This window comes from Haloarchaeobius lipolyticus (assembly GCF_051208015.1).
Lineage (GTDB): Archaea > Halobacteriota > Halobacteria > Halobacteriales > Natrialbaceae > Haloarchaeobius.
In genome coordinates this window covers 519,897-533,058 of sequence record NZ_JBPKGF010000002.1, presented here as the reverse complement: position 1 = coordinate 533,058, position 13,162 = coordinate 519,897, and the positions used below count along the sequence as shown (strand labels likewise).

Annotated in this window: 13 protein-coding genes; 5 read left to right on the top strand and 8 right to left on the bottom strand. The window is 67.4% G+C overall.

Annotated features, from left to right (window positions below):
* Positions 1 to 12: 12 nt before the first annotated feature.
* From ACSC1Y_RS05760 to ACSC1Y_RS05745, 4 genes are all read right to left on the bottom strand, one after another.
* Positions 13 to 1,050, bottom strand: coding sequence for a dipeptide epimerase (locus ACSC1Y_RS05760; protein ID WP_435333736.1), 1,038 nt, complete (start codon positions 1,048 to 1,050; stop codon positions 13 to 15).
* Positions 1,047 to 2,060 carry an N-acetyltransferase DgcN family protein gene (locus ACSC1Y_RS05755; RefSeq protein ID WP_435333735.1) on the bottom strand — a complete coding sequence of 338 codons (1,014 nt, stop codon included), beginning with the start codon at positions 2,058 to 2,060 and terminating at the stop codon, positions 1,047 to 1,049. Before ACSC1Y_RS05755 ends, ACSC1Y_RS05760 begins: the two co-directional genes overlap by 4 nt.
* A 102-nt stretch (positions 2,061 to 2,162) precedes the next feature.
* Positions 2,163 to 3,065, bottom strand: coding sequence for a Vms1/Ankzf1 family peptidyl-tRNA hydrolase (locus ACSC1Y_RS05750; RefSeq protein ID WP_435333734.1), 903 nt, complete (start codon positions 3,063 to 3,065; stop codon positions 2,163 to 2,165).
* A gap of 28 nt (positions 3,066 to 3,093) precedes the next feature.
* The gene (locus ACSC1Y_RS05745) at positions 3,094 to 3,585 is read right to left on the bottom strand and encodes a DUF5802 family protein (RefSeq protein ID WP_435333733.1); all 492 of its coding nucleotides are present in this window, start codon (positions 3,583 to 3,585) and stop codon (positions 3,094 to 3,096) included.
* A gap of 215 nt (positions 3,586 to 3,800) precedes the next feature.
* Between ACSC1Y_RS05745 and ACSC1Y_RS05740 the strand changes: the two genes are divergently transcribed.
* A complete protein-coding gene (locus ACSC1Y_RS05740; protein WP_435333732.1) occupies positions 3,801 to 4,631 on the top strand; it encodes a hypothetical protein in 831 nt (276 codons plus the stop codon).
* Positions 4,632 to 4,673: 42 nt separating this feature from the next.
* The gene (locus ACSC1Y_RS05735) at positions 4,674 to 5,330 is read left to right on the top strand and encodes an ArsR family transcriptional regulator (protein WP_435333731.1); all 657 of its coding nucleotides are present in this window, start codon (positions 4,674 to 4,676) and stop codon (positions 5,328 to 5,330) included.
* Positions 5,331 to 5,357: 27 nt separating this feature from the next.
* On the opposite strand, the gene ACSC1Y_RS05730 is transcribed toward ACSC1Y_RS05735, so the two are convergent.
* On the bottom strand, positions 5,358 to 5,987 hold the full coding sequence (locus ACSC1Y_RS05730; RefSeq protein WP_435333730.1) for a DUF8526 domain-containing protein: 630 nt from the start codon (positions 5,985 to 5,987) through the stop codon (positions 5,358 to 5,360).
* Positions 5,988 to 6,480: 493 nt separating this feature from the next.
* Here ACSC1Y_RS05730 and gatD point away from each other — a divergent pair, with 493 nt between their 5' ends.
* Complete coding sequence (gene gatD / locus ACSC1Y_RS05725) at positions 6,481 to 7,737, top strand: Glu-tRNA(Gln) amidotransferase subunit GatD (protein ID WP_435333729.1); 1,257 nt, start codon at positions 6,481 to 6,483, stop codon at positions 7,735 to 7,737.
* Positions 7,738 to 8,694 carry a GNAT family N-acetyltransferase gene (locus tag ACSC1Y_RS05720; RefSeq protein WP_435333728.1) on the top strand — a complete coding sequence of 319 codons (957 nt, stop codon included), beginning with the start codon at positions 7,738 to 7,740 and terminating at the stop codon, positions 8,692 to 8,694.
* Positions 8,695 to 8,831: 137 nt separating this feature from the next.
* Here ACSC1Y_RS05720 and ACSC1Y_RS05715 read toward each other — a convergent pair whose 3' ends face one another.
* The 3 genes from ACSC1Y_RS05715 to ACSC1Y_RS05705 are packed head-to-tail and all read right to left on the bottom strand — an operon-like array spanning position 8,832 to position 11,838.
* Complete coding sequence (locus tag ACSC1Y_RS05715; RefSeq protein WP_435333727.1) at positions 8,832 to 9,113, bottom strand: ubiquitin-like small modifier protein 1; 282 nt, start codon at positions 9,111 to 9,113, stop codon at positions 8,832 to 8,834.
* Between the two features lie 21 nt (positions 9,114 to 9,134).
* Positions 9,135 to 10,361, bottom strand: a complete 1,227-nt coding sequence (locus ACSC1Y_RS05710) for a TrkA C-terminal domain-containing protein (RefSeq protein WP_435333726.1) — start codon at positions 10,359 to 10,361, stop codon at positions 9,135 to 9,137.
* 55 nt (positions 10,362 to 10,416) lie between these two features.
* Positions 10,417 to 11,838, bottom strand: coding sequence for a potassium channel family protein (locus ACSC1Y_RS05705; protein WP_435333725.1), 1,422 nt, complete (start codon positions 11,836 to 11,838; stop codon positions 10,417 to 10,419).
* Positions 11,839 to 11,949: 111 nt separating this feature from the next.
* Between ACSC1Y_RS05705 and ACSC1Y_RS05700 the strand changes: the two genes are divergently transcribed.
* Positions 11,950 to 13,143, top strand: a complete 1,194-nt coding sequence (locus tag ACSC1Y_RS05700; protein WP_435333724.1) for an NAD-binding protein — start codon at positions 11,950 to 11,952, stop codon at positions 13,141 to 13,143.
* The last annotated feature ends 19 nt before the right edge of the window (positions 13,144 to 13,162 follow it).

Sequence of the window (13,162 nt, the reverse complement as noted above, 5' to 3'; positions counted from 1 at the left end):
TGACGCCGCCAGTCAGTTCTCTGTGACGCCGATTCCGGGTGCGTCGTCGAGTTCGATACTGCCACCGTCGCGGACCGGGCCATCGAAGGGGTCGGCCCCCTCGTCCAGGAGCAGCGAGCCGTCGAGGTCGACGTAGTCACAGAGCGGCGCGAGCTGTGCGCCGGCGGAGATGGCGGCGTCGGTCTCTATCATGCAGCCGAGCATTACCTCGAGTCCGTGTGCACGGGCCGCGGCGATCATCCGACGCGCCTCGGTCAGTCCGCCGCACTTCATCAGCTTCAGCACGACCACGTCGCTCCGGTCGGCGACGCGCTGGATGTCGTCCAGTTCGACGCAGGACTCGTCGACCGCGATGGGGAGCGTCGAGTGTTCGTAGACGTAGCGCAGCCCTTCGGGGTCCTCGGCGGGGACCGGCTGTTCGACGAACTCGACGCCGTACTCGGCCAGCCACCGGGCGTTCTCGACGGCCTGCTTGGGCGTCCAGCCCTCGTTCGCGTCGACACGGATGGTGGCGTCGGGGGCGGCCGACGCGACGGCGTCGATGCGGGCGCGGTCGTCGTCGGTGCCGACCTTCACTTTCAGGATATCGTACCCTGCGTCTGCGGCACGTGCCGCCTTTTCTCCCATCGTCTCCGGGTCGGCGATACCGACCGTGTAGGAGGTATCGGGCGCGGCGTCGGGGTCGAGGCCCCAGTACCGCCACAGCGGGAGGTCGAGCCGCTTGCCGACGAGGTCGTGCAGGGCGATGGAGAGCGCCACCCGGGCGGCCGGATTCCGCTGGAGGGTGGCCTGCAGGTCGGCTTCGATGGCGTCTACCCGGAACGGGTCCTCGACGGCCTCTATACGGTGACGAAGCTCCGAGAGGGCGGCCTCGACCGTCGCTGCAGTCTCGCCGTAGTGCTCGGACGGTGCGGCCGCACCGACGCCTTCGTGCTCCCCGTCCGAGAGCCGGACGACGACGTTCTCGGCGACGTCCTGCGAGCCGCGGGAGATGGTGAACGTCTCCGCGAGCTCCATCGCGACGCGCTCGACGGACAGCTCGAGACTCATAGGAGCGCCTCCAGCACCTCTTCGGGGTCGAATCGGACCACGTCGGCGGCGGGGACGCCGAGCTCCTCGGCGTAGTCCTCGACTGCCTCTCGGGCAGTCGCGTCGTCGTCGACGTGCATCGTGTTGAGGGCACCAGCGACGACCTCGGCCTCGTGAACCGGGGCGGCGAGCGACTCGTACAGGTCGACGTAGGTCGGCAGGGGCTGGAGCGGGTAGTCCTCGTAACCGTGGACTTCCTCGCGGCCGGCGACGTGACAGAGGACGAGCTTGTCGGGCTGTGCGCCGTGGAGGATGCCGCAGGTGACGGCGGAGTAGGCCGGGTGGACGATGGAGCCCTGCCCCTCGACGAACAGGTAGTCGTGGTCGTCGCCGATCTCGAGTATCATCTCCTCGACCGCACCCGCGGTGAAGTCGCTCACGACGCGGTCGATGGGGTTACCCCAGCCCTCGATCATGATGCCTGTCTGGCCCGTCGGGATGACCGCGGCGTCGTGGCCGGCCTCGCGGGCGGCCTCGCAGAGCTCCATCGTCGTCGTCATCTTGCCGACCGAGCAGTCGGAGCCCACAGTGAGGATGACCTCGGCGTCGACCTGGCCGGCGACGCCCTGTGCGACCGTGAGGTCGTCGTGGGGTTTGCGGACGTCCCAGAGCTCGCAGTCGTTCTCCTCGGCCAGACGGACGAACTCCTCGTCGCTCTCGAGGAAGTAGTGCAGGCCGGAGATGACGTCACAGCCGCGTTCGAGCGCCGTTCGCACGTCGTCGCGCCAGGTCTCGTCGAAGCCGCCGCCGATGGGAGCGATGCCGATGACGAGGGCGTCGCACTCCGGCACTTCGTCCATCGATTCGACGATGGGAGCGTCCTGTACGTCCGGGACGTGGTCGTGGACGCGAGTGCCGGCAGAATCGCGGTCGAGCACGGCGACGACTTCGTCGTCGGAGTAGCGGAGCAGTCCGAGGGCGGTCTTGGCCCGGTCCGGGAACTTCTCGTGGGCGAGGATCGCGGTACGCATGCGAGTGCGTTCTTCGCAGGGGTAGTTAAGACTGGCCGCTTCGGCCGAATTAGTCACCGTCTATCGACAGGTCGGGCGACGGGTGCCGCCGGATACGGCGTATCAGAGGAGCGACAGCGTCGTCGTGAAGAACTCGTGGAAGGCGTCGTCGAGCGCGTCACGGGGTGAACCGGTGGCGTCGACGGCGGCGGTCGCGGTCACCTCGTCGAACTCGCGGATGAGCCGGCGGTCACCGACGACGAACAGGCGGCGGTCCTCCTGTCCGTCGTCGGCCCGCCGGTCCTCGATGGCCTCGCGACAGTCGTCGAGGTGGTCTGCGATCTGGCCGTCGCGAATCCGCTCGAAGCGCGCCTGCGAGAACCCACCTTTCGAGTGCTTTCCCTTGACGTCGCTCTCGAAGCCGGTGAAGTCGACCTGCTCACGGCCGTCGTACGTCCCCATCGCGAACAGGTCCGCGCGCACGAGAGCCAGGGTGAACGCGCCGGTGGGCTCGAACCAGGACCGGTCGACGCGGAAGCCGTCGCTCCACTCGCAGAAGGCGGCTGGAGCCACGGGCGGCTCTAGGACGGCCCGGACCAGACCGGCGTCGTCGGTGTAGACCAGGCAGGGCGCGGCGCGTTCGACCAGCGCCGCACGGTCGCCGAGTGCGTCGGATACCGCGTCCGGAACCTCGTCGGTAACCATCGCGGAGAGCGCCCCTTCCGCGCCGGTTTCGAGGCTCTCGAGCCGTGACAGCACCGCCGAGAGCCTATCACCCCGCAGATCCTCTCGGGCGGCGAAGTCGAGGTCTACCTCCTCGCCGCCAACCCGGTCGAGTTCGCCTTCCAGCTGCGCGATGCGGTCCTCCAGTCGGTTGACGCGCTCTTCTGCCGACTGGCGCGCGCTCGCCGCGTCGGCGCGCCGTTCCTGTTCGGCCTCGAGCTGGCGCTCCAGGTGGTGCTTCTCCTCCTCGAGCTCGTCGATTCGCTCTTTCAGCTCCGCGCGCCCGAGTAACTCGTCGAGCATCGCCTCGAAAACCGAGAGCCGCGTACTTCTACGTTCCGACGCTTCCCCCGCCGAAGTGGTCGCGGTTGTCACGGTACGGGCCTCCGTCGTCACGGAACGAGTCGCGGCCTCTGCTGAACGAACCGCCCCGGTCGCCGAACGACTCGTTCCGTCCCCCGAACGGGTCCGGGTCGCCGTAGCCGGTGAACCGCATGAGCTGTTCGGCCCGGTCGGCCTTCGCCAGGAAGACCTCGGTCGGTTCTCGGGCGCCATCGACGTCGAGTCGGTCGAGGAGCGAGGACGGTACCGCGAGTGTGTCGGCGGGCACGGCGGCCTCGCCGTGGACGGCGATGTGACTCGTGTCCAGTTTCATGACGAGCGGGTCCTGTCCACTCGCTGCGGTCGGTTCCTCTGCGTCCTCGGCGTAGACGTGCCGGCGGACGCTGGCGTGCTGGTCGCGTTGCATGACTGGACGGTCGCCGTCGTACGGAACGACGTACATCCGTCCGAAGTAGTAGCCACGCGAGAACTCCTCGAACATTGCTGTACATTCTGTGTGAGGCATTGACAGGCAAAAGGGTTCTGGGCTAATTACTTGTCGACTCGCATCTCGACTCCTCGCGTAGAATCGCCCGCAGGCGTCGGGCGAAACGATTCTGAACAGTCCGGACCGGGCGATGAACGGTCGCCGGCGCCCCCGTGAACGGTACGAACGGTGAACCCTCTTTTTACCCGTGCTGTTCGTAGGAGATATCGATGCGGAGCATATTCGCCATCGTGCTCGCTACGATGCTCCTCACGGGGGCACTCTCGGTCGCGGCGACGGGTGTCGACACCGGTGGAGCGGTCTCGGAGCAGCTGGAAGGGGAGACGGAACTACCCGACAACGAGTCGACCAACGAGTCTACCAACGGGTCGGAGAACGGGTCGATGGGGGCTGCGATGTCTACGTTCATGCAATCGACCGCGGCGGACGCGAACGCGACGGTCGATACCGGAATGTGGAACGCCTCCTGGAAGGGTGCAGATACGGAGTCGAAGGCCGCGCTCGTCGAGGGGCGCACGAAGTCCCTCGCGAAGCGCGTCGAGTCGCTGCGGGCCAAGAAAGAGCGTCTCGAGGCGAACAAGGACGTGATGAATCCGGTCGCGTACCGCGCCCAGCTCGCCTCGCTCGCGAGCCGACTCGTCGCCCTCGAGAGCGCGCTCGACCAGACCGAAGCGAGGGCGACGGAGGCCGGCGTCGATACGGCGGCGATCGACGAGATCCGGTCGAACGCGAGCGAACTCGCCGGACCCGAGGTCGCTGCGATGGCACAGGAACTCGCCGGCAAGGGCCGACCCGTTGACCTCCCGGGCAAAGGCCAGTCGGAGGACAAGCCCGGAAAGGGTGGCGGGAAGGACGGCGGCTCGTCCGACAACGGCAAGAACGGTCCGCCAACGGACAGGCCCGGTAACAACTCCTCGAAGACGGTACTCGACCTGACGAACGAGACCGGTGACACCCTGGCGGGTACCGACACCGGAACCGACGACCTGCTCGCGACTGGCGCCGCGTTCGACGTGGACCTCGCCGCCGTCCGACGGTAGCACAGTCATTCTTTTACGCGCCCCTCGCCAAGGTGAGGATAGATGGACTCCGCGGCGTTGCTAGACCTCCTCGGGAACGAGAACCGTAGACGGATACTCCGTCTCCTGGCACGCAAACCGTGCTACGTGACCGAGATAAGCGAGTACCTCGGTGTGAGCCCGAAGGCCGTCATCGAGCACCTTCGCAAGCTCGAGAGCGCCGGCCTCATCGAGAGCCACACCGACGACCAGCGCCGCAAGTACTTCCACATCGCGCGGAACCTCCGCCTCGAGGTGAACGTCTCGCCGTACGGCTTCGCCACCAAGAGTGCCTATCCGGCCTCGAAGAGCCTCGACATGACGACGTGTCGCCACCTCAAACTCGACGTGCAGTACACCGAGGAGAACCACGAACCGCGCGACCTCATCGCCGACCTCTCGCGGCTCGAAGAGCTGGAGAACGAGCTCTCGATGGCCCAGCGCTGGGTCCAAGGCCGCATGACGGACGTCCTCGACCGAATCACGGAGTCGGTCGGCGCTGGGGCGGACTCGCGGCTCTACGCCGACATCCTGCTCGCCGTTCGCTCCGACTCACACTCGGTCATCGAGATCGCGAACTCGGTCGACGCGCCGCCGGCGATGGTCGAGGAGGTGCTGGCCGACCTGCAGGAGAACGGGCTGGTCAGGTACACGACGGACGGCTGGACGCTGGCGGAGTGACGGGAAGCGCCCGCGCAGTCCACGCAGTCACCACGACAGGTCGTCTTCGAAGTCGTCCGGACCCGACGTCAATCCCTTCCTGAGGTCGCTCCCGAAGTAGTAGCCGACGAGCCCTGCGAGCAGCCCCAGGAACGCGCCGAGACCGAGCACCAGTTCCCCCTGTCCGTTCGCGAGGAACAGCATCGCGGTCCGGTTGAACAGCGCCGTCACGAGGCCGATGCCCGCCCCCGCCAGTGCAGTCTCCGGGTAACGGCCCTTCGAGGTCCCGAGCCCGTAGGAGAACGCCGCCACGAGTATCCCGAGCCACGAGCCGAGGCCGCCGAGCGGGGCCATCGCGCCGACGAGGTAGCCGGCTGCGAGCAGGACCGCGGCGAGCACGAACGACTTCGGGTTGAAGATGCGCCGCCAGCCCTCGCTGTCGGTGGTCGGACCATCTCCTCGTGTCTTCGACTCCTGGCCGGGGTCGAACTCCATCCCGAACTCGCCGTCGGGGGACTCCCTCGACTTCGACCGTTCCGACTCCGACCGCTTACTCTCCGAGTTCCCGTCGTCGCTTCCATCGAGTTCCGCCAGCAGCCGGTCTGTCTCCGCGAGGAGGTCCTCGGTCGACTTCTCTGGAGGGCGTTCGACCTCCTTCTCCCCGGACCGGTCGGTCATGGGAGAGGGTACTGTCGGAGCTGACAAGAGCCTTTTCGTGGGTGGAACGAGCGGTTGAGAATCCCGTCGCCGTCTCGCGTCTCCTCGGTACTCGTCGGAGCGAGTTTCTCCGAGAAGCACTCTGCGAGTCACGATAGAACGGAACCGCCACAGCTCCCGTGCCGCACCACTGCTCACGGGCCGCGCCACAGCTCCCGTGCCGCACCACTGCTCACGGGCCACTCTGGCCCGTTCGTCTCGAGGCGGCGTCACTGCCTCGCTTCCCTTCCCAGCCGGTTCCGCGCTTCCCTCCCCAGCCGGTTCCGCGCTTCCCTCCGTTCCGCTTCTCCAGTCCAGTGCTCATCCCTCGCGCGACTTCGAACTCGCCACCTCATCGGGTTCGGTGCGGAGTTCAGCGCACGCCACGTGGTTTCAGTCGTACCAGTCGACCACTCCGCACACGCCCGTCACCGAGAAGGATGCCTTTACGTCCGGCCGTAGCGAAGCGCCTCGCATGAACCCAGGCGACCGCGTCCGCGTCACGCGGGCCGAGAGCGAGTACGAGGGCGTCCTCCTGCCCTCGTCGACGGCGGCACAGCTGGTGGTCAAGCTTGACGGCGGCTACAACGTCGGGCTGGACCGCGAGGAGAGCGAGGTCGAGGTGCTCGAATCGGACGTCTACCAGATCGCCGACGCCCAGAAGGAAGGCGGCGACACAAGCGAGGTCGAGTTCGACCCGGACCTCCCGACCATCGCGCTCATCTCGACCGGTGGGACCATCGCCTCGACGGTCGACTACCGGACCGGTGCCGTCACGGCGCAGTTCGACGCCGAGGACGTCCTCCGGGCCGTCCCGGACCTCGCGGGTCGGGCGAACTACCGTGGGCGCGTCGTCGCGAACATCCTCTCCGAGAACATGGAGGTCCCCATCTGGCAGGACCTCGCCGAGGCCGTCCACGAGGAGATAGAGAACGGGGCAGACGGTGTGGTCGTCATGCACGGCACCGACACGATGCAGTACTCCGCGTCGGCGCTCTCGTTCATGCTCGACACGCCCGTCCCCATCGTCTTCACGGGCAGCCAGCGGTCCGCGGACCGCCCCTCCTCGGACAACGTGATGAACGCGGTCTGCGCCGTCGAGGCCGCGAAGGCCGACGCCGCCGAGGTCATGGTCTGCATGCACGCGACCGAGAGCGACGACGTCTGTGCCCTCCACCGGGGCACCCGCGTCCGCAAGAACCACACCTCGCGCCGTGACGCCTTCCAGACCATCGGTGCCGAACCCATCGGTACCGTCGATTACGACACCGAGACGGTCTCGTTCGACGGGCAGGTCGCCGCACGCGGCGAGACGGAACTCGACCTGCACGCGGAGCTCGACGAGGACGTCGAGCTCGTGAAGTTCACGCCCGGGATGGACCCCGGCTTCCTCGACCTCTGCGAGGGCAAATCCGGCGTCGTCATCGAGGGAACGGGCCTCGGCCACGTCCACACGGACTTCATCCCGAAGATCGAGGAACTCGTTGACGACGGAACCACGGTCGTCATGACCAGCCAGTGTCTCTCCGGCCGCGTCTGCGACCGCGTCTACGACACCGGCCGCGACCTGCTCGATGCGGGCGTCGTCGAGGGCGAGGATATGCTCCCCGCGACGGCCAAGGTCAAGCTGATGTGGGTGCTCGCGAACCGTGACGAGAGCGAGGTCGCCCGGGCGATGCGCGAGCCGCTCGCGGGCGAGATAACCGAGCAGTCCCGTCCCTGGAACGCGTAGATGGACGAAGACCTGACGTACCGGCGGGCGACCCATGACGACCACGACGACGTGGTCGGCTTCACTGAGAACACGTGGGCCGACCGCGGCGGGAGCGACTACATCCCGCGCATCTACCACGACTGGCTGGAGGACGAGGACGAGTACGACCGCCAGTACACCTGCGTCGCCGAGGTCGACGGTCGTGTCGTCTCCATCGCCCAGACCGTCCTGCTGTCCGGGCACGAAGCCTGGTGCCAGGGGATGCGAACGGACCCCGCGTACCGGGGAACCGGCATCGGCCTCGAACTCACCCACGAGATGTGGGACTGGGCACGCGAACGGGGCGCCACCGTCGCGCGGAACATGGTGTTCTCGTGGAACGTCGCCGGACTGGGCCACTCGCGCGGCGTGGGCTTCGGTCCCGCCACGGAGTTCCGATGGATGCATCCCAAGCCGAACGCGGATGCGTCCGGGTCCGACGCTCTCGACACGACAGACGACCCGGCTCAGGCGTGGTCTTACTGGACCGACTCGCCAGCCCGTGACCACCTCGTCGGCCTCGGCCTCGCGATGGACGAGTCGTGGGCCGTCGTCGAACTGACGAAGGAAAAGTTCGCGAGGACCAGCGAGAACACGATGCTGGCGACCGTGACGAGCGACGAGGGTCTCCGCGGCGTCACCTACCGCGTCCGCGACTACGAGCGGCCGAACGAGGACGACGAACTCGTCCACTGGGCGGAGTACGGCGTCGCGGCGTGGGAACCCGGCGACCTGGATGCGCTCCGAGAACTCGTCGCGGCCATCCGCCGTGACGCGGCCGAACTCGGTGCGGAACGGACCCGCGTGCTCGTCCCGGAGACCGTCGAGTTCGTCTCCGACGTCTCCGCACTCAGAACCGAGATCTCGGACGAGCCGGACTTCGTGATGGCGGCGGACCTGACGGCGGACTACCGCGGGCGATTCGGGTCGTCGTAGCCAGCCGACTCAAGCCGATTCAGACGGAGAGCGGTACTTCTTCTGCCCGAGAATGAACTCCTCTCGAGCGGTCGTGAGACGGTAGTGCCGTTCTGGAGGGCGCGATCGCTTCCAGCAATCGTCGAAAGACTCTGCGTTCACCCACCGCTCACCGGCGGGAACAGCGCCAGTTCGCTCCCCTCGCTGACTGGCTCGTCGAGGCCGGCGCCGTCGACCAGCACGTTCTCGCCGTCGAGGAGCACGTTTATCTGCGGTTCGAGCTCGCCCGCGTCGTCCAGGACGCGGTCTCTGAGGGCCGGGTGCGTCTCGAACAGGGCGTCGAGGGCGTCGCCGACGGTCGGTTCGTCGGACTCGACCGTTATGTCGACCTCCTTCTCGCCCGCGATCTCGGCGAGGTCAGCGAACAGCTTCCAGTGCATATACTGAAAGCGCGAACGCCGTCAGGAAAGGGTTTCCGCTGTCCTCGCCCGGTCGCCGTCCGGATGCGCGGCTGCTTCGAACGTCCGGAGTTCGTCGGGTCTGGCGACCACGTAGACGGTCGACCCCGCCTCGAGCGTCGTCGCCCGGGGTGGTATCGCCGTCACGGAGCCGTCGGGGCTGCGAATCGCGGCGACAGTCACGTCGAGGGCCCCGACCGAGATGCCGACCAGCGGCGACGCAGCCTCGATGGCGACCGCGCCCATCGTCTCGTCGGCGGCCCGCAGGAGCGACGCGAACTCGCGGTCCGCGTTCGACTCGGTCGGAAGCGTGACGAGCCGGTACCGGGTCTCGTCCGAGAGCGTCGCCGCATCGGTCTCGTCGACGGCGAGGGTGACGACGTCGTCCTTCGTGGCGCGGAGTTCGCCGGTCGCACGGCGAGTCAGGCCGTCGTCGGTTCGTTCCCAGACCTGTACGACGTCGCCGGGACTGGCGGCGTGTGCGGGGTCGGCCTGGATGGCCACTGCGACGGTCCCGGGCGCGAGCGTCGGGCCCAGTCCGGCCGCACGTGACCCCAGCGCGAGGTAGCCACAGGTTCCGTCCTCGTCGAGTTCGACGTCGACGTGCCCGACCCCGTAGTCGTCTTTGAGCCGGGCGACGAGACGGTCACGCAGTTCGGCGACCGTGATCCGCCGCGGGAAGACGAGGGTCGTCCCCTCGAGGTCGTCTTTGGTCTCCTGGTCGACGGGGTCGTAGCCGTCGATGTCCTCTATCTCCTCCGGGAGCGTGACGGTGACGACCCGGCCGACCGCCCTGACCAGCTGTGAGACCTCACGGTCGAGCTTCGCCGCGCCGGTGACAGCGAACGCGTTGGCCGCGAAGCTGTCCCCGAACCGACGCCCGAGACCGGCCCCGATCGCGCTGAGTCCGAACGAGGCGAGCGTGATGACGGCCGGCACGACGTCGATAGCGACAGTTTCGTCGGACCCATCTGCTATCGCGTGCGAGAGCGTCTGTTCCGTGTTGAGGACGAGCGCGACCACGGCGAGACCGACGAGTATCGCCACTCCCTCCGGGACCTTCTGTCGAGTGTACCAGCGGTAGACCACGGCGACGCCAGCCGCGACCGCCGCCGAGAGCGCGGCGAGCCCGATTATCCGACTGGCGGCGACCGCGAACTGGCTCGGTGAGAGCCCGATGGACGGCTGGGCGACCTGTGCGACGAGGTCCGTGACGAGGAGTGAACTCACGCGACCACCCCCGAACCCGCAGTTCGGTGTATTCGCGCTCGCTCGCAATGCTCGCTCACGCGACCACCCCCACGAAACTCGAAAGTGCAGGGCGTCTCCCGACGGCGAACAGCTCGTCGCCGGCGTGCAACTGGGTCGTCCCGCTCGGGGAGAACGCCCAGCGACGGCGCGCCTCCCCGTCGGATTCGGAGACGGGGTGACGAATCGCGAGGATGGCCACGTCGTACGTGTCCCTGACGCTCGCCTCACCGAGGGTGACCCCGTCGAGGGGACCGTCGGCTCGGACCGTCACCTTCTGGAAGCGTTTGCCGGAGCGCCGCAGGAGCGACACGAGTTCGAACTCGCGGCGGGTGCCGCGAGACTCGACGGCGATTCGAGCCCGGTCCACGTCGAGCAGGTCCGTCGCTGCCGAACGGGGAAGTGCCACGGTAACACGGCCGTCGCCGCCCGCCGTCGTCGGGGCAGACGGCGTCGCGGGCTGGACGTCGTCTTCACCGCCGTCCGTCTCCACCTTCGCCGCCTTCTTCTTGTCCTTCGAGCCGTCGCCGGAATCGGCACTGAGGAGCCGGCCTCTGACGAGCCGTTCCTCGGTCACGGGTTCCGGTTCTGCTACTGGGTCTGGCGGAGTCCCAGCATCGCCTCCGACCGTTCCACCGTTCGACTCGGACACCGTCGTTTCACCTGCGTGTCCAGTACCGGCGGACTCGGTGTCGGTGGGGTCGTTCCCCGGACCGTCCGTCGTCTCCGGCGACTCGAGGACGTGCTTGCTCCGGATGAGCAGTTCGTCGCCCCGGGTACAGCCGGTCGGAACGAGCGCCTGGACCGAGACGGCGCGCTCACCGGGCGGAATCCGGCGTGAGAGGCCGCTCGACGGTGGGGCAGCCGTGATACTCGCTCGCCCTTGCGAGTCGAGCGAGACCGAGGCGTCTGCGAGGTCGTACTCCGTCTTGAGCCGCTCGGCGAGGCGAGTCTCCAGTTCCGACAGCGGCAGGTCCGCGGGGAGCTGCCACGAGCCGGTCGCGAGTTCGGTGCGGAGGTCCGACGACAGCGGCGGATAGCCCTCCATGTCGCGGATCGGGCCGGTCGCCCGGAGCGTGACCTTCCCGACGCCGCCGACGAAGTCGACCACCTCGGTGGACAGTGTCCGTTTCCTGAGCGCCGAGAGGGAGAACCGACGGGGCATGTTCGCACCCAGCTTGTCGCCCTGACTGTGCGCCCAGAGTGCGAGCATCATCACGACGATGGTCGCCACGAGCAACCGCGGCGAGGTCTTGATGCTCTCTTCCAGCAGTCCCATCAGCCCACCGTTGACACCTGCGACCGCTGTCGCGAGGACGACGACACCGAGCCCGGGGAGGGTCACCCCCGTGAAGTACTTGAAGATGAACCCCAGCGCCCCGGAGACGAGTGCCGGAACGATACCCGCGAGGAGACCGAGATAGATGCCGAAGAGAACTTCGACTGGCAGTGACGTCATGGAGATGCAATCGGACGCGTCCATTATACTTGTACCGACAACGTCTACCCAGAGGCAGAGACGGCGGTCGTGTCGCCGGGCTTTATACAACGTCCCGACTGAGGAGTGGACATGGAGTCGTCGAATCGACTGACCGGCGTCCGCGCCCCGTTCGTCCTCACGACGGCGGTCGCCATCCTCTCGGTCGTCACCGGACTCACGGCCATGATCGCCCCCGCAGAGGTGACCGCGGGGCTGTTGAGTGGCTACCTCCCGGACTCGGTCCAGAAGACGGCCGGGTTCACGGGCACGCTCACCGGGTTCGTCATGCTCGTGAGTGCCTACGGCCTGCGACGGGGGCTCCGCTTCGCGCTCTACTCGGCGCTCGTGCTCTTCCCGGTCACGGCCGCACAGGGGCTCGTGCAGGGGAGTAGCTACTCGTACCCGCTCGTCGTGCTGTCGGTGCTGTCGATTCCGGTCCTGCTCTTGCACCGCCGGCGATTCGACCGGGCCGTCTCGCTTTCGGCGACGCAGAAGGCGGCCGGCCTCTCTCTCATCGGCGTCCAGCTGTACGGGACGTTCGGTGCGTATACCCTCCGCGACGAGTTCCCCTCCATCAGTTCTGTGGGCGGCTCTGATGCGATGCTCGATGCGTTCTACTTCACCATCGTCACGGCGAGTACCGTCGGCTACGGCGACGTCACCCCGGGACCGGAGTCAATCTCTGGCCAGCTGTTCGCCATCAGTGTGGTCGTCCTCGGCACCGCCAGCTTCGCTGTCGCACTCGCGTCGCTGTTCACCCCGCTCATCGAAGCCCGGTTCGCAAAAGCACTTGGTAGAATGACAGAATCACAGCTCGAACTTCTGGAGAACCACGTCATCGTTCTCGGCTACGGTGACCTGACGGAACCGATACTGACCGAACTTACCGACGGGGACGTCCCGTTCGTCGTCATCACGCCCGACCCGGCACGGGCGAGCGAGCTCTCGGACCGCGGGATGAACGTCATCACGGCCGACCCGAGCGACGAAGAACCGTTGCTTCGGGCCCAGTTGCCGGACGCGACGGCGGTCGTCGCCGCGACGAACAACGATGCGGAGGACGCTCTCGCGGTCCTGACGGCGCGTGAACTCAGGCCCGACATCCGCATCGTCGCCGCCGCGACCGAGACGGAGAACGCCGACAAGCTCCGCAGGGCCGGCGCAGACACCGTCATCTCTCCCGCCAGTATCGGCGGGCACCTGCTCGTCGAGTCCGCACTCAGCGGAAAGAACACGGAGCAGATCGCGGACAAGCTCTTAGAGGACAAGGAGTCGGACGAGTGACGGGCGTGTCCGGAAACGG